This is a genomic window from Methyloceanibacter sp., from assembly GCF_050728395.1.
Lineage (GTDB): Bacteria > Pseudomonadota > Alphaproteobacteria > Rhizobiales > Methyloligellaceae > Methyloceanibacter.
In genome coordinates, this window is the sequence record NZ_JBOHJB010000046.1 from 1 (window position 1) to 25,320 (window position 25,320).

The window sequence follows — 25,320 nt, forward strand, 5'->3', positions numbered from 1 at the left end:
TATTGCCAACACTGACCCCCCTCCCTGGCCCTCCCCCTCAAGGGGGGAGGGAGTCTGAGATGCCCAAACGCACAGACATAAAGTCGATCCTGATCATCGGCGCAGGCCCGATCGTCATCGGCCAAGCCTGCGAGTTCGACTATTCCGGCACGCAAGCCTGCAAGGCCCTGAGGGAAGAGGGCTATCGGATCGTGCTGGTGAACTCGAACCCGGCGACGATCATGACCGACCCCGACGTCGCCGACGCGACCTATATCGAGCCGATCACGCCCGACTTCGTCACCAAGATCATCGAGAAGGAGCGCCCCGATGCGCTCCTGCCCACCATGGGCGGACAGACCGCGCTCAATACGGCGCTCAGCCTTGAGCGCTCGGGCGTGCTCGACAAATACGGCGTGGAGATGATCGGCGCCCGCGCCGAGGTCATCGACAAGGCAGAGGACCGCGAGCTGTTCCGCGAGGCGATGACCAAGATCGGGCTCGAGACGCCGCGCTCGCGGCTGGCCGACGCCGCCACGCTGAAGCGCGCCGACCGGGAGAAATATCGCAACGAGATCGCGCGCATCAGCGAGACCATCAGGGATCCCGAAGCGATGGCCTTGGCGCTTGCCTCGTTCGAGCACGCTTGGGCGCAAGGCGAAGGGGCGCGGCGGCGGCGCTACGTGGAGAAGGGCCTGATCGAGGCGCTCGAGGCTCTGTCGGACATCGGCCTACCCGCCATCATTCGCCCCTCCTTCACGCTTGGCGGCACCGGTGGCGGCGTCGCCTATAACCGCGAGGAGTTCCTGGAGATCGTCGAGCGCGGGCTCGACGCCTCGCCGACCTGCGAGGTGCTGATCGAGGAATCGGTGCTCGGCTGGAAGGAGTACGAGATGGAGGTCGTCCGCGACAAGGACGACAACTGCATCATCGTCTGCTCTATCGAGAACATCGATCCGATGGGCGTGCACACCGGCGACTCCATCACCGTGGCGCCGGCGCTGACGCTCACCGACAAGGAATATCAGATCATGCGCAACGCCTCGATCGCGGTCTTACGCGAGATCGGGGTGGAGACCGGCGGATCGAACGTGCAATTCGCGGTCAACCCGGCGGACGGACGTCTCATCGTCATCGAGATGAACCCGCGGGTGTCGCGCTCTTCCGCGCTCGCCTCGAAGGCCACCGGCTTTCCCATTGCCAAGATCGCCGCCAAGCTCGCCATCGGCTACACGCTCGACGAGCTTGCCAATGACATCACCGGCGGGGCGACGCCGGCCAGCTTCGAGCCGACCATCGACTACGTTGTGACCAAGATCCCGCGCTTCGCCTTCGAAAAGTTCCCTGGTGCCGTGCCGGTGCTCACCACCTCGATGAAATCGGTGGGCGAGGCCATGGCTATCGGCCGCACTTTCCCCGAGTCGCTGCAAAAGGCGCTGCGCTCGATGGAGACGGGGCTCACCGGGCTCGATGACATCAGGTTTGAAGGTCTCGGCCAGGGCGACGACAAGAATGCAATCCGTGGCGGCCTCGGCACACCGTCGCCAGACCGCATCCTCAAGGTAGCGCAGGCGCTACGGCTCGGCTTCGACGAGGAGCATATTTACGAGGCGTGCAGCATCGATCCGTGGTTCATCCGCCAGATCAAGGACATTGTCGATATGGAGGCGCGCGTGCGCGAGCATGGCCTGCCGCCAAGCGCCGCCCAATTCCGCATGCTCAAAGCCATGGGCTTCTCCGACGAGCGGCTGGCGGCGCTTGCCGGGCTTGAGCCAAGCGAGGTCGGGGAGAGGCGCCGGGCGCTCGACATCCACCCGGTCTACAAGCGCATCGACACCTGCGCGGCAGAGTTCGCCTCGCCAACCGCCTATATGTACTCGACCTACGAGTCGGACTTCGCCGGACCGCCGCAATGCGAGGCGCGGCCTTCGGCGGCCGAGAAGATCATCATCTTGGGCGGCGGCCCGAACCGCATCGGCCAGGGCATCGAGTTCGACTATTGCTGCTGCCACGCCGCCTTCTCGCTGTCCGGCGCCGGCTACGAGACCATCATGGTCAATTGCAATCCGGAGACGGTGTCGACCGACTACGACACTTCGGACCGCCTTTATTTCGAGCCGCTCACCGAAGAGGATTTGCTCGAGATCGTGCGCAAGGAGGAGAGTAACGGCAGGGTCAAGGGCGTCATCGTGCAGTTCGGCGGCCAGACGCCGTTGAAACTTGCCCAGGCGCTCGAGGCAGCAAAGGTACCGATCCTCGGCACCTCGCCAGACGCCATCGATCTTGCCGAAGACCGCGACAGGTTCAAGGCGCTGATCGACCGCTTGGGCCTGCGCCAGCCGAAAAGCGGCATCGCCCGCTCGCCCGCAGAGGCCGTCGCCATCGCCGGCACGCTCGGCTTCCCGCTCGTCATCCGCCCTTCCTATGTGCTGGGCGGCAGGGCCATGGAGATCGTGCACGACGATGCCCAGCTCGCCCGCTACATCTCCGAGGCCGTGGTGGTCTCAGGCAAGAGCCCGGTGCTGCTCGACACCTATCTGCGCGACGCGATCGAGGTCGATGTCGACGCCATCGCCGACGGCAAGGACGTGTTCATTTGCGGGGTGATGGAGCATATCGAGGAGGCCGGCGTGCATTCCGGCGACTCGGCCTGCTCGCTGCCGCCGCATTCGCTCAAACCCGCCATTGTGGCCGATCTCGAACGGCAAACGATCGAGCTTGCCCGCGCGCTCAACGTGGTCGGGCTGATGAATGTGCAGTTCGCCATTCAGAACGACGAGATCTACGTGCTCGAGGTGAACCCGCGGGCCTCCCGCACCGTGCCCTTCGTCGCCAAGGTGATCGGCCTGCCCATCGCCGGCATCGCCGCTCAGGTCCTGGCAGGCAAACCCCTCGCCTCGTTCGGGCTCAAGCGGCCGCATCTCGACCATATCGCGGTGAAGGAAGCCGTGTTCCCATTTGCCCGCTTCCCAGGCGTCGATACCGTGCTCGGACCCGAGATGCGCTCGACCGGCGAGGTCATGGGCATCGATCGCGACTACGCCATCGCCTTTGCCAAGAGCCAGCTCGGCGGCGGCTCCAAGCTGCCGCTCACCGGCACGGTGTTCGTGTCGGTCAAGGACTCCGACAAGGACAAGATCGTGCCGCCGATCCGCGAGCTTGCCGCCATGGGCTTCCGCATCATCGCCACGCGCGGCACCAAGCGTCACCTCGACGCCCACGGCATCGACTGCGAAAAGGTTAACAAGGTCTTGGAGGGGCGGCCGCATATCGTCGACGCCATCACCAATGGCGAGGTCGACATCGTGTTCAACACCACCGAAGGGGCGAAAGCGCTCGCCGATTCCTTCTCGATCCGGCGCTCGGCCTTGCTCTACCACATCCCCTATTATACAACCGTGGCTGGCGCTCTTGCCGTCACCGAGGCGATCAAGGCCCTACGGGCCGGCAACCTCACCGTAGCGCCCCTGCAAAGCTATGCGGGTCTGAAATCGGCGTAACCGCTCGCTTCGCAGGCAATTTACCCGAATCTTGACTTAGACTGGGCAATTCCTGGACAGTATCCGGCTGGGCCCAGAGGAGCTTTGAACTGATGATGGACAAGGTGCCGATGACCGCGGAAGGCTATGCAGCGCTCGAGGCTGAGATCAAGCATCTCAAGACCGTCGAGCGCCCGCGCATCATCAAGGCCATTGCCGATGCGCGCACGCATGGGGACCTTTCCGAGAACGCCGAATACCACGCGGCCAAGGAGCAGCAGGGCATCACCGAGGCGCGCATGGCCGACCTCGAGGACAAGCTCTCCCGCGCCGACATCATCGATGTGTCAAAACTCAAGGGCGACCAGGTGATGTTCGGGGCGACCGTCACGCTGATCGACGAGGATACCGACGACAAGGTGAAGTACCGCGTCGTGGGCGAGGTCGAGGCCGACGTGAAGAAGGGCAAGATCTCCATCACCTCGCCGCTCGCGCGCGCACTGCTCGGCAAGCGCAAGAACACCATCGTCGAAGTGTCCACGCCTGGCGGCGGCAAGTCCTACAAGGTGCTCAAGGTGGAGTTCAAATAGCCGCGCCGGCATTCGCCCGGCGTCGGCGCTGACAGATTGCGGCCCCGCCCGGGGAGTATCCGAGTGATCAATCTGAACGCGCTGCTGCGAAGACGCGTCGAATATTACGAATACCCCTGGGCGATCGAAGGCCATTTGCTGAGCGCGCAGTCGCAGCTCCGTTCGTTGTTCCAGGCGAACGACGTCGGCTTCATCTTCTCGAAGTCGATGCCGCGGAGCGGGCACCGCTTCCTGACCGAATGTCTGACCCATTATTTCGGGCCTGAGTTGCATTATTGCGGCTTCTACCGGCCGGGATGCTGCCAACGCATTCCCTGCGCCCAACCACATGAGGGCGGCAAGACCAACCGCTACTTCCTGCAGAAGAGCCACGATTTCGGCTTCCGCGATTCAGCAAGGCTCAACGGCAAATATCTGATTCAGTACCGCTCGCCGATACCGCGCCTGCAATCGAACTACGATCTCGCGGTGGCGCGCGGGACGGTGGCAGAGAGCAAGGAGGCCTTCGAAACTTTCGCCGAACGCGAGACGGCGTACTTCATCAACTTCTACCGGAAATGGGTGGCGGCAGTGCGCCTGAATGCGCTCGCCGTCGCCTATGAGGACCTGATCGGCGAGCAGGCGCGGACGCTCGCCGCCGTGGTGAGCTTCATCCAAGGAGACTCAAGCATCGACCAAGCTGCGCTCGCGCATGCGCTTGAGCAGGCGCCGGTCGGCGCCGACGGCGGTGCCGGCAAATTGCGCGACCCGATGCAGCATGCTTATTGCGATCCGGTGCTGTTTGCGCAGCTGGAGGACAGGATCGCGAAGGAATGCGGCAGGGACCGCATCCGCTTTCATTTTTTGGTTGAGAAATGCCGTCGGAAACTTCAGCGCTGACTGGGCGTGCGCATCAAGCGATGGGTCAAAGCGCCTTGGTGTCCTTGCCGTTGGCAAACGCGAGGAAGAATGTCCTCCAGAACGTGGGGAACCTCAGGCCTGCCCGCCGGCCGAAGGGATCGCCCGCGACCCTCGGTCCCCAGAGGCCTTGGTAGCCCGACATACCGGAGTTGCTCGGCCACCAAGGCTGGGCGTCGCGATCGACGAGGTGCTCATAGGGCTTCCCGCCAATGGTCGCTCCAGCTTTCGACACCCAGTTCTCCAAGTCCGTCCCACCGTCGGGCACCGCCAGATTTTCCGGCCGCACCACCTTGCCGCTGCCGGGCGGGCCAGTGACGTCGTCCGGGGCCGATACCAGCTGGCCCACGACGTCCAGGCCATGAGGTGGCCAAACATCTTCAAGCGTGGCAGCAATGGCGCCGATCGCTAAACCTAGCATCCCAAAGACGGACCCCGTCATGGCGGTCGCCAGAAGTTTCAGCCCGAAGATACTGAAGTCGCTGAACGTTGGATCGTCCTTCGGGGGAGCGGGCTCGACGAGGCCGCATTGGCCCGGAGCGCCCTGAGCGTAGCTAACTGCAAAGGTGCCCGCCATCGGGTAAAGACTGTGCGTGCCGTTCGCCACGAAGATTTTCGGGTGCTCGCCGATGCTCTCGGACGTAGCGAACGGGAGCACCATCATCACGCTTCGCCGCGCCATGTCATCGCTATCGGCAGCCTGACCGCGGGGCGGAGAAGCCGCGTATGGACCTCGCCCGCTCATTCCGATGTAGGACGGACCAAACTTCGGATTCGGATCATCTTTTGTTTTTCCCTTTCGCAGCAGCAGCGCCGTGCATACCCAATCACCTGCGAAGCTTCCGAACTCCTTGGCCTCGACATTGGTGCAGCCTGGGATGGGCCCCTCCTCATGCGCTGGGAAGAAGAAGTAATAACAGAGCAGTGCCACATCCTTCGGGGGGTCGCCCGTCGCGTCCGCGCGCTTAAGGTCATCGAGCAGCTTGACGAGATTCGGCGCGCGCACGGTCGATAGGAGTCGCCGCAGCGACGCCTCCTCGAACAGCTCGACGTGGTACCAATATTTGCTGTCCGCCAAATCGCCGGTGTCGTATTGCGTCGCGACCGCGCTGCGGTTTGAGTAAGTATTCTTGCTGGTTGCCGTCACCGCCGATTCGCCCATGCCCGACGCGTCTTTCCAGCCTGACAAGTCGAGAAACCGCTCTTCCGATGCGGTGTTGACGAGATTGTCCCCAAGGAACGTGCCCTGCTCGCCTTTGACGGCCGCGATGCCCTTGTAGCCGATGATCGGCGTGCGCGGATAGGGATAGGGCGCGGGGTCTTTGCGGCCCCAAAAGTCCTTCACATCGAACGGCGACTGCGCTTTCCACAGCGCGCACATCTCAATGTAGCGCTTGGCGTTCGACGGATAGAACTTTTCCGCCGCGTGAAAGTACAAGATCGGCTCGAACCGTTTGGCGAGCGCTAGTGCTTCCGATGCACTAATGCCTGCCTTGAGCTCGAGCGCAATTGCCGCCCAATTCGTGATGAGGCCTGCCGTCCAATTGACCGCGGTTCCGCCCCCGGTTCGATCCTCGGTTTGCAATGAGCCACCGGTGCCAGGTTCGGTGACGTCCTGCTCGTGGATCTCGGCAAGGCCCTGGCCCGGCGTGACCTGGGCCGGCGTCCCGAAGAGCGAATTGACGATGACGCCTCCGACCACAATGCTTTTGTTGGGGTCGGCCAAGGCAGCAAGCGTGATTGAGGGCGTTGTAGTGGTGCCCCCGCTCGAGGTCTTGACTTGCGCGACGTCGCCTGTGTCGACACCGTCATATTCGAACACCGACCACGCGCAGAGGGTCTGCTGTTCGCTTGCGAAATCGAAGCTCAGCGGACCTGCCGCAGGCGCCGCACCAGTCGCGCTGAAGCAGGTGAGACGGCGGTTCGTCGCGCCAGTGACCAAGACGGACGCGACGGGCTTCCAGGTCAGTCCGTTTCCCTGGGCGGTCGGCTCGGCTGCTTGCCCGATCCCCGATCGCACATTCATTACAAACGCGAGCGTCACCCGGTTTGACCCAGGGGCGATCGACGCGGTGCTGTAGGTAGAAGCGTTGGCGGTGCTCTTGTCTTGCGTCAAGTCGGTGCGCGCCACTGCCTTGCTCCTCTTACAACATCACGCCGTCGTGACCTTGGTTCGACGCCCATCACCGAGATTGTCGGTGACCACGCGCAACAGGGTCATAAACTGGCGGTCGCAATCGAGCGGCGTCAGCTCGCCGAGGATCAGCTGCCAGCAGGCAGAGTTCTTCAGCGACGCCAGAGCCGCATTGTCGTCCGGAGCGATGCCAGCGATACGCAGCCAGCCAATCAGGTCTATGAACACGTCTGCCATTTCGGGGCTGTCGATCTTGCCCTCGCGCCACAGGCGATTGTATTCCTTCGCGGCGCGCAGCAGCCTGCTCTGCGTCTCCGGGCCCTGAGCGTTAGCCTGACGGATGAAGCTGTCCACGGCCTCCTGAACCAACCTGCCGATCTGCTTGGCGCAGTCCGGGTGGCGCTGGAAGGCGTCTTCGATCTGCTGGCGAAAGCGCTTCCAGCATTCCGCGGTCTGCCGGTCCATCGGGCGGGAATAGAACTCGTCGTCGATCCGGCGCGGGTTGAGGCGCCAGATCTTCACGTCGTCGATCTCGCCGCTGCACGACAAGCCGCCGCTGCTCAGAGCGTTGCCGATGCTTAGCCCTGCGCCTCCCGGCGATTTGACCGGCGCATAGACGCCGGTGCGCCGGGCGACGACCTCTCCATCGGCATACAGTTCCATGGTGCCGAACCCGTCATGCATGAAGCCCAACGTGACCCATGGCCCTGATGGAATGCGGTAGGGCTGGGGTCCGACCGAATCGAAGACGGTAGAGATTTCGGCATTTTGATTGGGGTAACCGCCGAACCAGGCGACCGGCATGTCCAAGGTGTTGCCTCGGATGTGGAACTGGAACGCATCGCTGTCGATGATGAAACCTATCGACGGCTGGCGCCGCAGCGTCACCTCTCCCTTGACACCAACGACCGATTGCCAGGGGGTAGCTTCAGTGGGAACACGGATTCGGCCGTCCTGCTTGTAGAAGCGCACGGCCCCCGAACCGGTGGCGAGTCCGTCGGCGAGGAAGTCGCCGTCATCCAAACCGAAAACTTGTCCGTGACTCGCACCGCTGGGTGACAGGTCGACAACGACGCCGGGAATGCCACGATAGGTATGGTGGCAAATCAGCTCCCAAAGTGCCGCCATACTCCCCTACCCTTCTCGCGGCTCGCGCGGCGAGCCGTCGAACTCAAAACAGCGGGGTGTCAACCATGGGTAGTCTTTGCGAGTGATGGCTACTCTAGCACAATTTTCGGCCAAGGAGATTCCTTCGTGGCCCAAATCGTGCTCGCATGGCGAAGTAGCTCGCATTTGAGTCTTATTAGACAGGATCGAACGGCGGCGAGGCGATCGCGCATCAGTCCCCTACCGCGGCAGGGCAATGGCAAGGCGATATGTTCGCCGTCGCCGCGAGCCTCCACTCAGCAGAGGATGATGCCGGTCTTCACCCGGTCGTAGTCGGCTTTGACCATCATCTGGATGAGGCCCTCGAGGCTGGTCTTTGCTTCCCAGCCAAGGTCGGCCTTGGCTTTCCGCGCATCGCCGACGAGCGCATCGACCTCGGCCGGGCGATAGAGTTTCGGATCGACGGCGACGATGGTGCGGCCGCTCCGCCGGTCGACGGCGCGGGTATCGATGCCGTTGCCCATCCATTCGATGTCGAAGCCAAGGAGGGCGGCGGCGCCATCGATGAAATCGCGCACCGAGCTGCTGCGCCCCGTGCCAAGCACGTAGTCGCCGGGCTTCTCCTGCTGAAGCATCATCCACATGCCTTCGACATATTCGCCGGCAAAGCCCCAATCGCGCCTCGCCTCGAGATTGCCGATATGCACCATCTCCTGCTGCCCGAGCGCCACGCGGGCGAGGCCGAAGGTGACCTTGCGGGTGACAAAGTCGCGTCCGCGCAACGGGCTCTCGTGATTGAACAGGATGCCCGAGCAGGCATGGAGGCCGTGCGCCTCGCGGTAGTTCACCACGCTCCAATGGGCGAAGAGCTTCGCCACCCCATAGGGGCTGCGCGGGTAGAAAGGCGTCTTTTCGTTTTGCGGCGTCTCCAGCGCCTTGCCGAACATTTCCGAGGTCGAAGCCTGGTAGAAGCGCGCGCCGGCGCAGACCTCGCGCATGGTTTCGAGCAGACGCAGCACGCCGAGCGCGTCGATGTCGGAGGTATAAAGCGGCTGCTCGAAGGAGAGGCCGACGAAGCTCTGCGCCGCAAGATTGTAGATTTCGTCAGGCTTGAGCTTGTTGAGCACGTGGCGGAGGTTGCTTTCCTCCAGCAGCTCCATGTCGACGAGCTCCACCTCGCCGGAAATGCCGAGCTCCTCGAGCCTGCCGATACTGGTGCCTGAGGTACGGCGAAAGGCGCCGACCACGCGATAGCCGCGCGCGAGCAGAGCTCTTGCGAGATAGGCTCCGTCCTGGCCGGAGATGCCGGTGATCAGCGCGGTCTTCGCCACCTTCTCAGGCTCCCGCTTCCTCGTCGAGGAGGCCGAGAGCGGCGAGACGCTCGCGCATCTGCCTGCCCACGGCGGCAAGGCTGTGATGGGTCTTGATAAAGGCCTGCCCGGCTAGTGCACGGGCCTCGGCGGCGGCCGGATCGTCGACGATCGAGGTCATGTGCGCCGCCGCCACCGCGATATCGGGCTCGGCCCAGACCTGGCCCTGATGATCGGGATATTCGCCGGCGCCGACAGGCACGAGCTCGTAAGGCACGAGGTAACCCGTCTCGCGGTTGAGGAAGTCGGTATTGCCCGAATAGTCGGTGCCGATCACCGGCTTGCCGAGCAGCATGGCCTCGGCCAGCCCGAAGCCGAAGCCTTCCGATCGATGCAGCGAGACAAAGACATCGGCCGCCGCGAGCAGCCCGTTCATGTCGGCGCGGCTCACCGTGCCTTCGATGAGATGAATGCGCGGATCGCCGCCGATCGCAGCCTTCAGCGGCTTGAGCACGCCGGCATGGGGGCCGGCATCGAGAGTCTTGACGATGAGGCCGACATCGGAGCGGCCGCGCTCGCCGAAGGCCTTGTGAAAGGCGTCGACCACGGCGAGCGGGTTCTTGCGCACGAAGAAGGAGCAAGGGTCGAAGGCGAAGAGGAACAGGGTCGCCTCTGCGGGGACCCCATAGGCCGCGCGGCTGACCGGCGCGATCTCGCCAAGCTCAACCGGAACCTTCATGCGCAGTACGGGAACACCGACTGCCTCGGCGAAGGCCGCGCGCACGAACTCCGACGGCGCCCAGATCTCCTGAAAGCGCGAGAGACTATCGGCGAAGCGCGGTGGCACCTTGGAAAGCTCCCAGAACGGGCGGAGGATATTGGTGCGGCCGGCAAAGGCAGCGGGCCCCAGCGCGCGGACCGCAATGTCGGCGCCGATCAGGCCGTCGCAGACGAGGTTTGCCTTGCTGCCGAGACGAGGGCTCTCGTATCTCGCCATGCTGCGGTCCTGAAGCCTCGCCGTGGTGTAGGCATCGAGGCCGAACAGCGTGAAGGGCACGCCAGCGGCTTGAAGCGCGCGGGCCGTGGCGCGAAGCGCTTCGCCCACGCCTGACTCGGCAGCCGGGTGCCCGATGCAGGCGACGCCGGGGCTCAAACGTTCCGGCGCCACGATTTCGGACTCCTTGACGAGCGCGGGAGGGGTGGCGGCCCCGTTCCAGCCGAAGCGCACTAGCGCCGTCACCGCGCGGGCGCGCTGCTCAAGTCGCATATGCTGGTAGATCGGCCGAAGCAGCGGCGCGGAGATGCGGAGCAGGCGATAGGCCTGTCGAGCGGCGCTGCGCGCGAGAATCTCTGGAAGCGCCTGCCCCATCTCCGGTTCGCGCCCCTCCCCTTCGGCCCATGCTTTCCGTGTTTCCAACAGGTTAGTGCGGGGACGGCCAAAGTTCTAGGTTAAAGGTCACGCTGCCCGCGGAGGCGGAAGCGCCTTCGCGCGCAACCCCGCCGCCGCCCCGCGCAGCGTGGCAAATTCGGCAAGGATGACAGAGACCGGAATGGGAGTGAGCAAGCTCCTCAAGCGGCCCTTCGCCTCGAAAGCCCAGCGGAACGCGCCTTGCGACAGGAGGTTGGCGATTTTCGGCGCGATGCCGCCGCCGAGATAGACGCCGCCGCGGGCGCAGAAGGCCAAGGCGATGTCGCCAGCAAAGGCTCCGAGCCAGGTGACGAACAGCGTAAGCGCTTCCACGGCGAGCGGATCGCTGCCTGCGGCGCCCAGCGTCAGCACGTCGTTGGGCTGAAGCGGCTGGGCTGCCACGCCACGAGAGTCGGCAATGGCGCGATAGAGGTTGGCGAGCCCAGGCCCGGACAGCACGCGCTCGGCGGAAAGATGGTCGCGGGCACCGCGAAGCCGCTCGATCAGCTCGAACTCCTGCCGCGTATGGGCGGCGAGCGAAATGTGACCGCCCTCGCTCGGCACCGCGATCCAGTCGGCGCCAGACCAGACGAGGCCGGCGACGCCGATGCCGGTGCCGGGGCCGAGCACCACCTTGGTGGCCTCGGGCGCGGGCGCGCCCCCGCCGATCCGATGCAGCTCTGCCGCGCGCAAATGCGGCAGCGACAAAGCGAGCGCCTCGAAGTCGTTGAGGAGAAGGAGGGCGTCGAGGTTTGCGGCGCTGGCCAGGCTTTCGGCGGTGAAGGACCAAACGGAATTGGTGAGCTTGATCTCGTGGCCTGCGAGCGGCGCCGCCACGGCGACGGCGCCTTGGCACGGGCACTCCTTCAGCCCTTTGACATAGGTTTGGGCGACGCCTTCGATGCTCGCATGCTCGGCACAGGGGAATTGCCTGATCTCAGAGAGATCGAGGGTTTCGAGATCGGCCAAGGCGAAGCGGGCATTGGTGCCGCCAATATCGGCAACGAGGGCGCGGGGCACCGGATTTGCGGGTTTTCCCATAATCGCCGGTTGGTAACGCAATTTGTGATCGGCGGCGAGGGTTGCGGGGGGCTGGTTAGGCCACTAGGCTCGACCCATGCTGAGGGCACTCCGCACCGGGCTCGGTTTCCGCGTGGCGATGGCGATCGCCGCGTTCGCCGCCCTTTGCCTCGTGGCGCCGCCGGCGGTCATGGCCTTCGGCCACGGCGAGAACACCATGCATTGCCTTGCCCATGCCGATGCCGTCGATCACGGCATGCAAGGCGGGCTCGCGCATAAGCATGACGGCGATCACGGGACGCTGCCGGGGACTCATGCGGCCGGCTGCTGCGGGCTTTATTGCCTGAGTGCCCTTCCCCTCGCCTCCGGCCCTCTAGTTGAAGGCCTGTTGCTTGCCCCGGCGCTGTCGCCACCGGCGGAGACTGCATTGTTCGGCCGCGTGCCGGGCCGCCTCGACCGGCCTCCGATTCCCTCCCTGTCAGTCTAGGGCGTCTTCGGCGGGATCGAAGTCCCGACCGGGGACTTCATCAACGACAGACGAGGGATGATCCATGTTCTCTCACCTTTGGGGCGTGCGCCTCGCGGTCATCGTTGCCGCAGCCGCCTCGCTCGGCGCATGCCGGACCTTCTCGCCGGACGGCGGAATGGACATGGTGGCCGCGGTCGCGGGCACAGGTCTAAACAAGGACGTCGTGCAGATCCGCTCGGCGGAGGACGAAGCCGCGGCGCGCGCGCGGGTGGCGAGGCTGCTGCACCGGCCGCTCGGCGCCGACGCCGCGGTGCAGATCGCGCTTCTCAATAATCTCGGCCTACAGGCGGCCTATAACAGGCTTGGGATCGCCGAGGCGCTCGCCGTCAAGGCGAGCAGGCCCCCTTCCTTGAGTTTTGCCTTCTCCGATGTTTCGACTCCGGTCGAGCTCGACATCGAACGGCAAATCATCGGCAGCCTGCTGAACCTCCTGACCATGCCGGCGCGCACCAGGATCGCCTCAGATCAATTCGCGGCCGCCGAGCTCCGCGCCGCGGAGGAAACCTTGCGGCTGGCGGCCGAGACGCGGCGTGCCTATCTCCGCGCGGTCGCGGCGCGCCAGATCGTGGCGGCGCTCGGCGAGGCGAAGCACAACGCCGAGGCCGCGGCGGAGCTCGCCGGTCAGCTCAAGCAAACCGGCGGGGCGAACAAGCTCGATGAAGCGCGGCGGCAAGTGTTCGCCGCCGAGATCGACGCCAAGCTGGTCGGCGCCAGGCAGCAGGCGACGGCTGCGCGCGAGAGACTGACGCGGCTGATGGGGCTGTGGCAGTCCGATCTCGACGCCTACCTGCCGAGCGCATTGCCGGCACTGCCCGGCTCGACCCGCAGCGTCAAGGCGATCGAGCAGGATGCGCTCAATGCCCGCGTCGATGTGCGAATGGCGCGGCTCGAGATGGAGGCCATGGCCAAGTCTTATGGACTCACGCGCAAGACGCACTTTCTCAACGTGCTCGACGCCGCCGGCATCTCCAAGATGCAGAAGGACCGCGGCGAGAAGCGCGCCGAGGGCGGTGGTTACGAGCTTGTGCTGGAGGTGCCGCTGTTCGATTTCGGCAAGGCCAATGTGCGCGAGGCCGAGCAGCGTTATCTCGAAGCCGCCAATCGGCTCGGTCAGCTCGGCGTGAACGCGGCGTCGGAGGCGCGTGAGGCTTACGGCGCCTACCGCGCCACCTATGCCGTCGCCAGGAAATACGAGGTCGACGTGCTGCCCTTGCACCAGACCATCGGGGTGGAGACCGAGCTGCAATATAATGCCATGCAGGTCGATGCTTTCGTGCTGCTCGAAACGGCGCGGGAGCAATCGCGCGCCAAGGTCGCGGGCATCGAGGCCAAGCGGAATTTCTGGCTCGCCTCCACCGATCTCAGCGTGGCCATGCTCGGCGGCAAGATCGCCGAGCCCGACGCGGTGATCGCGGCGAGTGGCGGCGGGACGAATGCAGAGTAGACAAGGACGGAGCGTCATGAAGCTTTCGCGACGGAGTTTTATCGGCGGATCGGCGGTAGCGTTTGCGAGCGTCGCAGCCATCGGCGGTCGCGGCCAAGCCGCCACCATCCCAGAGGCGCCAACCACCGCATCGCCTTCCATGCAGCCTCCGGTGCCGCCGCCGTCCGGCCAGGACTACCAGCCGGTGGTGACGCTCAACGGCTGGACCCTGCCCTGGCGCATGAACGGCGAATGGAAGGAGTTCCATCTCGTGGCCGAGCCCGTGACCCGCGAATTCGCGCCGGGCATGATCGTCACTCTGTGGGGCTATAACGGCCAGGCGCCGGGCCCGACCATCGAGGCGGTCGAAGGCGACAAGATCCGCGTCTTCGTCACCAACAAGCTTCCCGAGCACACCTCGGTGCATTGGCACGGCATGCTGGTGCCGAACGGCATGGACGGCGTGGCCGGCCTGACCCAGCCGCACATCCCGGTGGGCAAGACCTTCGTCTACGAGTTCCAGCTCAAGAAGAGCGGCACCTTCATGTACCACCCGCATTCCGACGAGATGGTGCAGATGGCCATGGGCATGATGGGCATGGTGGTGGTGCATCCGCGCGATCCCGCCTTGCACCGGGCCGACCGCGACTTCGTCTTCATCATGAGCGCCTACGACGTGACGCCGGGCTCATCGTTGCCCAATGTCGCCGAGATGACCGACTTCAACACGTGGACGTTCAATTCGCGAGTGTTCCCCGGCATCGATGTGATGCCGGCGAGGCTCGGCGACCGGGTGCGCATCAGGATGGGCAACCTCACCATGACCAACCATCCGATTCATCTGCATGGCCACGATTTCCGCGTGACCATGACCGATGGCGGCTGGGTGCCGGAGACCGCGCAAATCCCAGAGGCGACCACCGACGTTCCCGTAGGTGCGGTGCGCGTGCTCGAATTCGTGGCCGATGCTCCGGGCGACTGGGCGTTTCATTGCCACAAATCGCATCACACCATGAACGCCATGGGGCACAAGACCAAGACCTTCATCGGCGTGCCGCAAAGCGCACTCTCCCGGGCGCTTGCCCGCGCGGCGCCAACCGCCATGGCCTTGGGAACCTCGGGAATGGCCGATATGGCGGAAATGTCGATGCCGCTGCCCTCCAATACGCTGCCGATGATGACCGGAACCGGGCCTTTCGGTGGGATCGAGATGGGCGGCATGTTCACAATGGTGAAGGTGCGCGAGGATCTCGCCGCGGGCGACTATCGCGATCCGGGCTGGTACAAACACCCGCCCGGCAGCGTTGCCTATGAGGTGAATGTCGCGGAAGCTGGTGAACCGGCGCGGCAGCCAAGCGGAGGCAAATCTCCGGGAACAGAAATGCCCGGAATGGAGATGCCGGGCGGAATGGACATACCGGGCATGAAGCACCAAGGCCACCACTAGACCGAGGAGCGATGACGGTACGACGTCAGACCCACTCTCATCATCTGCAAGGAGAAGCAGCATGCGTAAGTTGAATTTTTCGAACCTGGTGTTTGGGGTCCTTGTCTTGACGGGTGCTCCCGTGGGCTTCGCCGTCGCCCATGAAGACCATCAGATGAAATGCGACGAGACCAGCATGAACGCGATGCACGCCGACATCCAGTCGATGAACGATGGAGAAGCCAAGACCACGGCCATGAAGGAAATGCAAATGGCCGACGAGATGATGGCCAAGAAGGATATGAAGGCCTGTGCGACCCACATGCACAACGCAATGGAGGCCACGGAGAAATAGATGCGCTCCCCGATCAATTCATGAGGGCGAAAGGCATGTCCGATTTGGCCGCTTCCCGGACCGCGACGCGCTGGTTGCTCGTAGCCTTGGCGGCCTTTGCAGTGCTGGCCGCCATCGTTGCCGCCTCGCTCGTCCACATGGGGTCCTTCGACGTCGCGGCGGACAGGCCGCACTCCCAGCCGGTTTTTTGGCTGATGAATACGGTCAGGGAAAGGTCGGTCGCCATACGCGCGGCTGGCATAGAAATGCCGAGCGACCTGACGGATGCCAAACGCATTGCTTCAGGCGCCGCGCAATATGACGAGATGTGCGGCGTCTGCCATCTCGCTCCCGGCATGAAGCGCACCGAGATCAGCCGGGGCCTCTATCCGAGAGCGCCGGAACTCCGCCGCAAAAGCGAACTCACTCCGGCGGAGCAGTTCTGGGTCGTGAAACACGGCCTCAAGATGACGGGCATGCCAGCGTGGGGCGTGACGCACGACGACGAGCTTCTTTGGGACGTCGTTGCTTTCCTACGGAAGCTCCCTGAGCTCAATGCTGACCAATACCAAGCTCTCGTAAAGAGCGCTCCAAAGACTCACGGAGAAATGATGCAGGGCATGGAGATGGACGGCAGCCATGGCCATGACCATGACGACGAGCCCAAGCAATAGATTGGTCGTTAGGAAGATCGAGAAAAGAAAGTGACCCCCTGCGCGACGATACGTTTGACCTGCGCAGTCGCGCTTGGCCTGGTTGCCGCCGCAAGTTCGCTACGCGCCGAGACGCCTCCCGGCTGCCCGGAAAGCGGCATGCCGATCGAAACCCTTGGCAGCGAAAAGGAGCAACGCGCGGCGCTCTACGAACAAGCCAGGGCATGCGTGAAGGAGGGGAAGCCGCTCGAGGCCGTGGCCCTGCTCAGTCAGATCATCAAGACCGATCCGACCGCGGCCGTCGCCTATCTCAATCGCGGCAGCGCGCAGGCGGCGGCGGGAGAGGTGGCACTGGCTCTCAGCGATTTCAGCGTGGCCATCAAACTCGATCCAAACCTCCTCGAGGCCTGGTACAACCGCGGCACGACCTTCACCCATATCCGCCGTTACGAAAGCGCCATCGCCGATTTCACCGAGGCGGTCAGGCTGAAGCCGGATTTCGCGCCTGCTTATTGCAATCGCGGCTTGGCCAATATGCAGCTCGGTCGCTACGACGAGGCTCTGGTGGATTACGTCGTCGCCATCGACCACGATCCCACGCTCACTTATTGCTATTTCAATCGCGGCAGCCTGTACCTCACCCTCGGCGACTACCGGAAGGCGATCAACGATTTCAACGAGGCCCTGAAGGAAAGAGGTGATGACCCGGTCGCCTTGGCCCGGCGCGCCCAAGCCCACGAGGCAATCGGCGAAAAAGACAAAGCGCTCGACGATTTCCGCGCGGCTCTCGAGGCCGATCCGAAGCTCGAAAGCGCCAGGGAAGGCTTCAATCGCATCGTGACCGAGCAACAGCGGTCCGACCGGCACAAGCCTTGAAAGCTCGCCAGCGATGCGAAGATGCGCGCGGCCAGCTTAGACCTGGTGCAGGCTGAACATGATCGATGCGGCCCTCGTCATCTGGTTCATTTTGACCGGGCTGTCTGTCGCGTATGTCGCCTGGGACGCGTTCACTCGGAATCCCGAACTCACGGTCATGAAATATGGGTGGGTTCTCGTCACCGGGCCTCAGCTCGCGGCCGTGACGTTCCTCACGCTCCTCGCCCTTGGCGCAGGGACCGTTCTAGCGGGTCTCTCCGGGGGGCTGGGTATGGGCAAACCCAGGGAAAGCATGTCCAGGCCGCACCCCGGCGCCGACGAGCGGCAGGGAAATACCCGATAAGCATGCCGCCTCCCCGCACGCAGCCAACGCAGCCTTGCTATGGCGCTTGGCGCAGCTTCTTGCCAAGATGCGGGCCACCCCGTTAGGCCCATAGCATGATCGAGAAGCTTGAATTCATCATCGCGCTCGCCCGCGAGCGGCATTTCGGCCATGCCGCCGAGGCCTGCGGCGTGAGCCAGCCGACGCTGTCAGCCGGCATCAAGCAGCTTGAGGATTCCTTCGGGCTCTTGCTGGTGCAACGCGGCTCCCGCTTCCAAGGCTTCACCCCGGAAGGCGAGCGGGTGCTCGACTGGGCGCGCCGCATCGTCGGCGACACCCGCGCCATGCATCAGGAAATCGACGCGCTGAAGCGCGGCCTTGCCGGCCATATCCGTATCGCCGCCATCCCCACGGCGCTTGCCATGGTGGAGCTGCTCACCACGCCCTATCGCGCCAAACATCCCGATGTGAGCTTCACCATCTGGTCGCGCAATTCCATCGAGGTGCTTGGACTGCTTGAGAATTTGGAGGTGGACGCGGGCCTCACCTATCTCGACAACGAACCGTTGGGCCGGGTGCAGACGGTGCCCCTCTATAGCGAGGAGTACCGGCTGTTGACCTCCTCCGATGCGCCGCTTGGCGATCGCGACAGCGTTACCTGGGCGGAGGTGGGCAAGGTGCCGCTTTGTCTGCTCACGCCCGATATGCAGAACCGCCGAATCATCGACGGCCTGCTGCGCGAGGCGGGCACCGAGGTGGCCCCTACCCTCGAATCGGACTCGATTCTGGTGCTGTTCGCCCATGTGCGCACGGGTCGCTGGGCAAGCGTCATGCCGGCAAAGCTCGCCTCGGTGCTCGGCCTGACCGACACGGTCAAGGCCATTCCCATCGTCAAGCCTGAGGTGACCCATTCGATCGGATTGGTCGTCCCGCACCGCAATCCATTGACACCGCTCATCAATGCGCTGGTTAGCGAGGCCAAGCAGCTTGCCCCGATTTTGGGCAGCGACAGTCTCCCGAGGCGAGCGCGGGCCAAGCGCGATACGAAATCCCGATCGACCGATAGAACTTTGTAATCGCAGGGAAATCTGGCGCCGCGCGCTTGCGATGCAAGGGACGGCATAATATCTTTGCACCAGGATCAAGGCCCTCCGCCGGGGAGCGGGGTGGCTTCGATTTTTGTTATGCAAGGGATGCTGCCTGCGCATGCCTAGATATGAGCCATGGAGTGCCGAGCGCGCGAGCACGATCATCGCTGCGCATAAGGATCAGGACGGCGCGGCGCTGCCTATTTTGCATGCGCTGCAACATGCCTTTGGCTGCGTGCCGGAAGCCGCCATCCCCATGGTGGCCGAGGCGCTTAATCTTTCACGCGCCGAGATCTACGGCACGGTGACCTTCTACCACGACTTCCGCAACGAGCCTCCCGGCCGCCGCGTGCTCAAGCTCTGCCGCGCCGAATCCTGCCAGGCCGCCGGCAGCGAGGCTCTTGCCGCGCGGGCCGAGGAAAAGCTCGGCGTGAAGTTCGGCGAGACCACGTTGGACGGCCGCGTGACGCTCGAGCCCGTCTATTGCCTCGGGCTTTGCCACAGCTCCCCTGCCGCGCTGCTCGACCATGACCATGTGGTCGGCATGCTCGATGAGGCGAAGCTCGATGCGCTCCTGAAAGAGGCGCAGGCATGAGTGCGCGCGTGTTCATCTCGCGGGATTCGGGTGCGCTTTGCGTCGGCGCCGACGAGGTCGCCCGCGCTCTGTTCAAGGCCGCAGAGAAGCGCGGCCTCGATATCGAGATCGTGCGCACCGGCTCGCGCGGCATGTACTGGCTCGAGCCGACCATCGAAGTTGCGCGGCCCGAGGGCCGTATCGGATATGGACCGGCCAAACCCTCCGACATCGACAGCCTGGTCGACGCCGGCATGCTGGAAGGCGGCAAGCATCCCCTCTCCCTCGGCCTCGCCGAGGACATCCCGTTCTTCAAGAAGCAGACGAGGCTTACCTTCAAGAATTGCGGCATCGTCGATCCGCGCTCGCTCGAGGACTACAAGGCCCATGGCGGTTACCAGGGACTGGCAAAGGCCATTGCCGCCGGCCCCGAGGCGATCGTCGAGGAAGTGGTGAATTCAGGCTTGCGCGGCCGCGGCGGCGCCGGCTTCCCCACCGGCATCAAATGGCGCACCGTCGCCCAGACGCCCCCCCAGCAGAAATACATCGTGTGCAACGCCGATGAAGGCGATTCAGGCACCTTCGCCGACCGCATGATCATGGAAGGCGATCCATTCGTGCTGATCGAGGGCATGACCATCGCCGGCATCGCCGTCGGCGCCACTTACGGTTACGTCTATATCCGCTCCGAATATCCCCATGCCATCGAGGCCATGGAGATCGCCATCCGGCGCGCCCGCGAAGGCGGCACGCTCGGGGCGAGCGTCGCCGGCTCCAAATACGCCTACGACATGGAGGTGCGGGTCGGCGCCGGGGCCTATGTGTGCGGCGAGGAGACCTCGCTGCTCGAAAGCCTCGAAGGCAAGCGCGGCGAGGTGCGGGCCAAGCCACCGCTCCCCGCCCATGTCGGCCTGTTCGGCAAGCCAACCGTCATCAACAATGTGCTGTCGCTTGCTAGCGTGCCGATCATCATGAGCGACGGCGCCACCTATTACCGCGAATTCGGCATGGGCCGCTCGCGCGGCACCATGCCGATCCAGCTCGCCGGCAACATCAAGCATGGCGGACTGTTCGAGACCGCCTTCGGCATGAGCTTGGGCGATCTCGTCGACGAGATCGGCGGCGGCACGCGGACAGGCAGGCCGGTGCGCGCCGTGCAGGTCGGCGGACCGCTCGGCGCCTATTTCCCGCGGGCCCTGTTCAACACGCCGTTCGACTACGAGGCCTTCACCGCGGCCGACGGCCTGATCGGCCACGGCGGCATCGTGGTGTTCGACGACACCGTGAACATGGCACGCCAAGCCCGCTTTGCCATGGAATTCTGCGCCATCGAATCCTGCGGCAAGTGCACGCCCTGTCGCATCGGCTCGGCGCGCGGCGTCGAGCTGGTCGACAAGATCATGGCCGGCGAGGAGCGCGCCGCAAACATCACCGTGCTCGAAGACCTCTGCAACACCATGAAGTTCGGTTCGCTCTGCGCGCTCGGGGGCTTCACGCCCTACCCGGTTATGAGCGCGCTAACCCATTTCCCGGAAGATTTCGGCGCTTCGCCAAAGCGCCTTGAAGCTGCTGAATGAGGACCTCGCAATGTCGCTGATCCACGAAATCGACTTCGGCACCCCGCGCTCCAAATCGGAGAAGACGGTGACGCTCACCATCGACGGCGTGGCGGTCACGGTGCCTGAAGGCACCTCCATCATGCGCGCCGCCGTCGAGCTTGGCAGGGAAATCCCGAAGCTGTGCGCCACCGACATGGTCGAGGCGTTCGGCTCGTGCCGGCTGTGCCTGGTCGAGATCCAGGGCCGGAACGGCACGCCGGCCTCCTGCACCACGCCGGTCGCCGAAGGCATGGTGGTGCATACCCAGACCGACCGGCTGAAGCGCCTGCGCAAGGGCGTGATGGAGCTCTATATCTCGGAGCATCCGCTCGATTGCCTCACCTGCTCGGCCAATGGCGACTGCGAGCTGCAGGACATGGCGGGCGCCGTCGGTTTGCGCGAGGTGCGCTACGGCTATGACGGCAAGAAGCACCCCAATCCAGGCCTCGACACCTCCAATCCTTATTTCACCTACGAGCCTTCGAAATGCATCGTCTGCTCGCGCTGCGTGCGCGCCTGCGAGGAGGTGCAAGGCACTTTCGCGCTGACCATTGCCGGCCGCGGCTTCGACTCCGTGGTGTCGCCGAGCATGGCAGAGCCGTTCCTGCAGTCCGAATGCGTGTCCTGCGGCGCCTGCGTGCAGGCCTGCCCTACCGCCACCCTCAACGAGAAGTCGGTGATCGAGATCGGCACGCCGGAGCATTCCGTGGTCACCACGTGTGCCTATTGCGGCGTCGGTTGCGCCTTCAAGGCCGAGATGCGCGGCGATGAGGTCGTGCGCATGCTGCCTTACAAGGACGGCAAGGCCAATCGCGGGCATTCCTGCGTCAAGGGCCGCTTCGCCTACGGCTACGCCACCCACAAGGACCGCATGCTGAAGCCGATGATCCGCGAAAAGATCACCGATCCGTGGCGCGAGGTGTCGTGGGACGAGGCGATCAACTACGCGGCGTCGGAGTTCAAGCGCATCCAGGCTAAATATGGCCGCAGCTCCGTGGGCGGCATCACCTCTTCGCGCTGCACCAACGAGGAGACCTTCCTGGTGCAGAAGCTCGTGCGTGCCGCCTTCGGCAACAACAATGTCGATACTTGTGCGCGGGTCTGCCATTCGCCGACCGGTTACGGCCTGAAGACCACCTACGGTACCTCGGCCGGGACGCAGGACTTCGACTCCGTCGAGCAGGCCGACGTGATCATGATCATCGGCGCCAACCCGACCGACGGCCACCCGGTGTTCGCCTCTCGCATGAAGAAGAGACTGCGCCAGGGCGCAAGGCTGATCATTCTCGACCCGCGCCAGATCGACATGGTGCGGACGCCGCATATCGAGGCCGACTACCATCTGCCGCTCAAGCCAGGCACCAACGTCGCGGTGGTGACGTCGCTCGCCCATGTGGTCGTCACCGAGGGGCTGGTCAACGAGACATTCGTGCGCGAGCGCTGTGATTGGGACGAGTTTCAGGATTGGGCCGCGTTCGTTTCAGATCCGCGCCACAGCCCCGAGGAAGTTGAGAAGCTCACCGGCGTTCCGGCCGATCAGATCCGCGGCGCCGCGCGGCTTTATGCTACCGGCGGCAATGGCGCCATCTATTATGGGCTTGGTGTGACCGAGCACAGCCAGGGCTCGACCACGGTGATGGCCATCGCCAATCTCGCCATGGCCACCGGCAATATCGGCCGCGAGGGCGTCGGCGTGAACCCGCTGCGCGGACAAAACAACGTGCAGGGCTCATGCGACATGGGATCGTTCCCGCACGAGGTGTCCGGCTACCGGCACGTCTCCGACGATGCGACGCGCGCCATGTTCGAGGCATTGTGGGGCCGCCCGCTCGACGAGGAGCCGGGCCTGCGTATCCCGAACATGATGGATGCGGCGCTCGACGGCTCGTTCAAGGGCCTCTACATCCAGGGCGAGGACATTCTCCAGTCAGACCCCAACACCCAGCACATGGCGGCAGGATTGTCGGCCATGGAATGCGTGGTGGTGCAGGACCTGTTCCTGGTCGAGACCACGAACTACGCCCATGTGTTCCTGCCGGGCTCGACGTTCCTAGAGAAGAACGGCACCTTCACCAACGCCGAGCGGCGCATCCAGATGGTGCGCAAGGTAATGGCGCCGAGAAACGGCTACGAGGACTGGCAGGTGACCGAGCTGCTCTCCAACGCGCTCGGCTATCCGATGCATTACAACCACCCGTCGGAGATCATGGACGAGGTCGCGGCGCTCACGCCGACCTTCGCCGGCGTGTCCTTCAAGAAACTCGACGAGCTTGGATCGGTGCAGTGGCCATGCAACGAGAAGGCTCCCGAGGGGACGCCGGTGATGCACATCAACGGCTTCGTGCGCGGCAAGGGCAAGTTCGTCATCACCGAGTATGTGGCGACCGACGAGAAAACCGGACCGCGCTATCCGCTCCTGCTCACCACCGGGCGCATCTTGAGCCAGTACAATGTCGGCGCTCAGACGCGGCGCACCGCCAATGTGATCTGGCACGAGGAGGATGTGCTCGAGATCCATCCGCACGACGCCGAGCAGCGCGGCGTGCGCGACGGCGACTGGGTGAAGCTGACGAGCCGCTCAGGCGAGACGACGCTTCGCGCGGAAATCACCGAGCGCGTGGCGCCAGGCGTGGTTTACACCACCTTCCACCATCCCAATACGCAAGTGAATGTGGTCACCACCGAGTTCTCCGACTGGGCCACAAACTGCCCGGAATACAAGGTGACGGCGGTGCAGGTCATGCCGTCGAACGGGCCGTCGGAGTGGCAGGAGGAATATGAGGAGCTCTCCCGCCAGGCGCGGCGCATTGCCGAGCCACTGATCGCGGCGGAGTAGGCGAAACCCATGTCGCCTGACCGCCTCGTCTATATGGCCAACCAGATCGGCAAATTCTTCCGGTCGCAGCGCGCCGACGAGGTGGTGCCGGGCATCGCCAACCACATCAAGAAGTTCTGGGACCCGCGGATGCGCGAGGCGATCTTCGCTTACATGGATGCCGGCGGAGAAGGCATCGACCCGCCGGTGCGCGAGGCGCTGGACCATCTCCAGGCGGAAGCCGGGCAGAAGGGCAAGTCCAGCCTCGGCGAGCAATCGAGTTTCCAGGGAACTTAGCCGCAGGTGTAGATCATGAAAATTGCGACGCGAAGAGAGCTGCTTCGTGCGCTGGTTGCCGCCTTGGCGATCGGCGTTGTCATTCTCCCCTTCCCTGCCAGCGCCGAGGACAAGGGGCCGGTGGTATTCGCCGCGGCGAGCCTCAAGGACGCGCTCGATGCCGTGAATACCGAATGGAAGAAAGAAAGCAGCAAGCAGGCGCTGATCTCCTATGCTGCCTCCTCGACGCTCACTAAGCAGATCGAACAGGGCGCGCCGGCGGATATCTTCGTCTCGGCGGACGAAGACTGGATGGACTATCTCGCCACGCGCAAGCTGATCAAGCCGGAGACGCGCTTCGATCTCGTCGGCAACAAGCTCGTGCTGATCGCGCCAAAGGATTCAAAGCTCACCGCCACCATCGCGTCAGGGTTCCCGCTCGCCTCCCTCCTCGGCGACGCGCATCTCGCCATGGCCGACACCGCGTCGGTGCCAGCCGGAAAATACGGCAAGGCGTCGCTCGAGAAGCTTGGCGTGTGGGATGCGGTGAAGGACAGAATAGCCCAGGCCGAGAATGTGCGGGCGGCGCTCGCTCTCGTGTCGCGCGGCGAGGCACCGCTCGGCATCGTTTACGCCACCGACGCCAAGGCCGACCCCAACGTCAAGGTGCTCGACACGTTCCCTGAGAGCACGCACGCGCCGATCCTCTATCCGATCGCCATCACCGCCTCCTCGACCAACAGGCAAGCGCCGGCTTTCCTCGCCTATCTGAAGACCGCGGCGGCGCAGAGCGTGTTTGAGGCGCAGGGCTTCAAGGTGCTATTGAACTATTAATCGAACGCTCTCAGCCCGCGCCCTTGCGATTTCCCGGATTGCGCCTTTGTGCTCACGCTGACCCCCGAAGAGCTTGACGCCATCAAGCTCTCCTTGCGCGTCGCGGCGCTCGCCACGGTCGCGAGCCTCCCCTTCGGCGTCGCCATCGCCATGGTGCTGGCGCGGACCCGCTTCTTCGGCCGTGCGCTCCTCAATGCGCTCGTGCTGTTGCCGCTGGTCCTGCCGCCGGTGGTGACCGGCTACGTGCTGTTGCTGCTGTTCGGACGGCAAGGCCCGATCGGACGTTTTCTCGACCAGCAGCTCGGCATCGTGCTCGCCTTCCGCTGGACTGGGGCGGCGCTCGCCTGCGCGGTCATGGGCTTTCCGCTTATGGTGCGGGCGATCCAGCTTTCGGTCGAGGCGGTCGACCGCAGGCTCGAGCAGGCGGCGGCCACGCTCGGCGCCAGTCCGCTGTTCGTGTTTTTCACCGTGACGCTGCCGCTGATCCTGCCGGGCGTGATCGCCGGCGCCATCCTCTGCTTCGCCCGCGCCATGGGCGAGTTCGGTGCCACCATCACCTTCGTCTCCAACATCCCGGGGGAGACGCAGACGCTGCCGACCCTGATCTATACCTTCACGCAAGTCCCGGGCGGCGAGGCCGGCGCACTC

The 25,320-nt window shown here is 64.3% G+C and carries 22 protein-coding genes; 17 read left to right on the plus strand and 5 right to left on the minus strand.

Annotated elements, in window-relative coordinates:
- Positions 1-59 precede the first annotated feature (59 nt).
- The 3 genes from carB to ACREC7_RS09810 all read left to right on the plus strand — a co-directional run bounded on the left by carB (position 60) and on the right by ACREC7_RS09810 (position 4,927).
- Positions 60-3,479 (plus strand): carbamoyl-phosphate synthase large subunit, encoded by a 3,420-nt coding sequence (gene carB, locus ACREC7_RS09800; protein WP_431555499.1) that lies wholly within the window; start codon positions 60-62, stop codon positions 3,477-3,479.
- A 92-nt stretch (positions 3,480-3,571) separates the two neighbouring features.
- Positions 3,572-4,048 (plus strand): transcription elongation factor GreA, encoded by a 477-nt coding sequence (gene greA / locus ACREC7_RS09805; protein WP_431555500.1) that lies wholly within the window; start codon positions 3,572-3,574, stop codon positions 4,046-4,048.
- 63 nt (positions 4,049-4,111) lie between these two features.
- Positions 4,112-4,927, plus strand: a complete 816-nt coding sequence (locus ACREC7_RS09810; RefSeq protein ID WP_431555501.1) for a hypothetical protein — start codon at positions 4,112-4,114, stop codon at positions 4,925-4,927.
- A gap of 25 nt (positions 4,928-4,952) precedes the next feature.
- Here ACREC7_RS09810 and ACREC7_RS09815 read toward each other — a convergent pair whose 3' ends face one another.
- The 5 genes from ACREC7_RS09815 to glk form a co-directional block, all read right to left on the minus strand.
- The gene (locus ACREC7_RS09815; RefSeq protein WP_431555502.1) at positions 4,953-7,076 is read right to left on the minus strand and encodes a hypothetical protein; all 2,124 of its coding nucleotides are present in this window, start codon (positions 7,074-7,076) and stop codon (positions 4,953-4,955) included.
- Positions 7,077-7,097: 21 nt separating this feature from the next.
- Positions 7,098-8,207 carry a LamG-like jellyroll fold domain-containing protein gene (locus ACREC7_RS09820; RefSeq protein ID WP_431555503.1) on the minus strand — a complete coding sequence of 370 codons (1,110 nt, stop codon included), beginning with the start codon at positions 8,205-8,207 and terminating at the stop codon, positions 7,098-7,100.
- 275 nt (positions 8,208-8,482) lie between these two features.
- Complete coding sequence (gene gmd / locus ACREC7_RS09825; protein ID WP_431555504.1) at positions 8,483-9,517, minus strand: GDP-mannose 4,6-dehydratase; 1,035 nt, start codon at positions 9,515-9,517, stop codon at positions 8,483-8,485.
- 4 nt (positions 9,518-9,521) lie between these two features.
- Positions 9,522-10,865, minus strand: coding sequence for a glycosyltransferase family 4 protein (locus ACREC7_RS09830; protein WP_431555505.1), 1,344 nt, complete (start codon positions 10,863-10,865; stop codon positions 9,522-9,524).
- Between the two features lie 87 nt (positions 10,866-10,952).
- Positions 10,953-11,945, minus strand: a complete 993-nt coding sequence (gene glk / locus ACREC7_RS09835) for a glucokinase (RefSeq protein WP_431555506.1) — start codon at positions 11,943-11,945, stop codon at positions 10,953-10,955.
- Positions 11,946-12,021: 76 nt separating this feature from the next.
- Here glk and ACREC7_RS09840 point away from each other — a divergent pair, with 76 nt between their 5' ends.
- From ACREC7_RS09840 to modB, 14 genes are all read left to right on the plus strand, one after another.
- Positions 12,022-12,411 carry a hypothetical protein gene (locus ACREC7_RS09840; RefSeq protein ID WP_431555507.1) on the plus strand — a complete coding sequence of 130 codons (390 nt, stop codon included), beginning with the start codon at positions 12,022-12,024 and terminating at the stop codon, positions 12,409-12,411.
- 64 nt (positions 12,412-12,475) lie between these two features.
- Positions 12,476-13,897, plus strand: coding sequence for a TolC family protein (locus ACREC7_RS09845; RefSeq protein WP_431555508.1), 1,422 nt, complete (start codon positions 12,476-12,478; stop codon positions 13,895-13,897).
- Positions 13,898-13,913: 16 nt separating this feature from the next.
- Positions 13,914-15,323: a multicopper oxidase family protein gene (locus ACREC7_RS09850; RefSeq protein ID WP_431555509.1), complete on the plus strand. Its 1,410-nt coding sequence runs from the start codon at positions 13,914-13,916 to the stop codon at positions 15,321-15,323.
- Positions 15,324-15,384: 61 nt separating this feature from the next.
- On the plus strand, positions 15,385-15,657 hold the full coding sequence (locus tag ACREC7_RS09855; protein ID WP_431555510.1) for a hypothetical protein: 273 nt from the start codon (positions 15,385-15,387) through the stop codon (positions 15,655-15,657).
- 35 nt (positions 15,658-15,692) lie between these two features.
- Positions 15,693-16,310, plus strand: a complete 618-nt coding sequence (locus ACREC7_RS09860) for a c-type cytochrome (protein WP_431555511.1) — start codon at positions 15,693-15,695, stop codon at positions 16,308-16,310.
- A 54-nt stretch (positions 16,311-16,364) separates the two neighbouring features.
- Positions 16,365-17,165 carry a tetratricopeptide repeat protein gene (locus ACREC7_RS09865; RefSeq protein WP_431555512.1) on the plus strand — a complete coding sequence of 267 codons (801 nt, stop codon included), beginning with the start codon at positions 16,365-16,367 and terminating at the stop codon, positions 17,163-17,165.
- Positions 17,166-17,223: 58 nt separating this feature from the next.
- Positions 17,224-17,508, plus strand: a complete 285-nt coding sequence (locus tag ACREC7_RS09870) for a hypothetical protein (RefSeq protein WP_431555513.1) — start codon at positions 17,224-17,226, stop codon at positions 17,506-17,508.
- Between the two features lie 95 nt (positions 17,509-17,603).
- Entirely contained in the window at positions 17,604-18,563 is a 960-nt protein-coding gene (locus ACREC7_RS09875; protein WP_431555514.1) for a LysR family transcriptional regulator, read from the plus strand.
- Positions 18,564-18,693: 130 nt separating this feature from the next.
- Positions 18,694-19,170, plus strand: a complete 477-nt coding sequence (locus ACREC7_RS09880; RefSeq protein WP_431555515.1) for a formate dehydrogenase subunit gamma — start codon at positions 18,694-18,696, stop codon at positions 19,168-19,170.
- Positions 19,167-20,726, plus strand: coding sequence for a formate dehydrogenase beta subunit (locus ACREC7_RS09885; protein ID WP_431555516.1), 1,560 nt, complete (start codon positions 19,167-19,169; stop codon positions 20,724-20,726). Before ACREC7_RS09880 ends, ACREC7_RS09885 begins: the two co-directional genes overlap by 4 nt.
- A 10-nt stretch (positions 20,727-20,736) precedes the next feature.
- Positions 20,737-23,583 carry a formate dehydrogenase subunit alpha gene (gene fdhF, locus ACREC7_RS09890; RefSeq protein WP_431555517.1) on the plus strand — a complete coding sequence of 949 codons (2,847 nt, stop codon included), beginning with the start codon at positions 20,737-20,739 and terminating at the stop codon, positions 23,581-23,583.
- Between the two features lie 9 nt (positions 23,584-23,592).
- Complete coding sequence (locus tag ACREC7_RS09895; protein WP_431555518.1) at positions 23,593-23,859, plus strand: formate dehydrogenase subunit delta; 267 nt, start codon at positions 23,593-23,595, stop codon at positions 23,857-23,859.
- Positions 23,860-23,874: 15 nt separating this feature from the next.
- Entirely contained in the window at positions 23,875-24,672 is a 798-nt protein-coding gene (gene modA, locus ACREC7_RS09900; protein ID WP_431555519.1) for a molybdate ABC transporter substrate-binding protein, read from the plus strand.
- Positions 24,673-24,720: 48 nt separating this feature from the next.
- On the plus strand, positions 24,721-25,320 hold a 600-nt coding region (modB, locus tag ACREC7_RS09905; RefSeq protein ID WP_431555520.1), incomplete at its 3' end, for a molybdate ABC transporter permease subunit.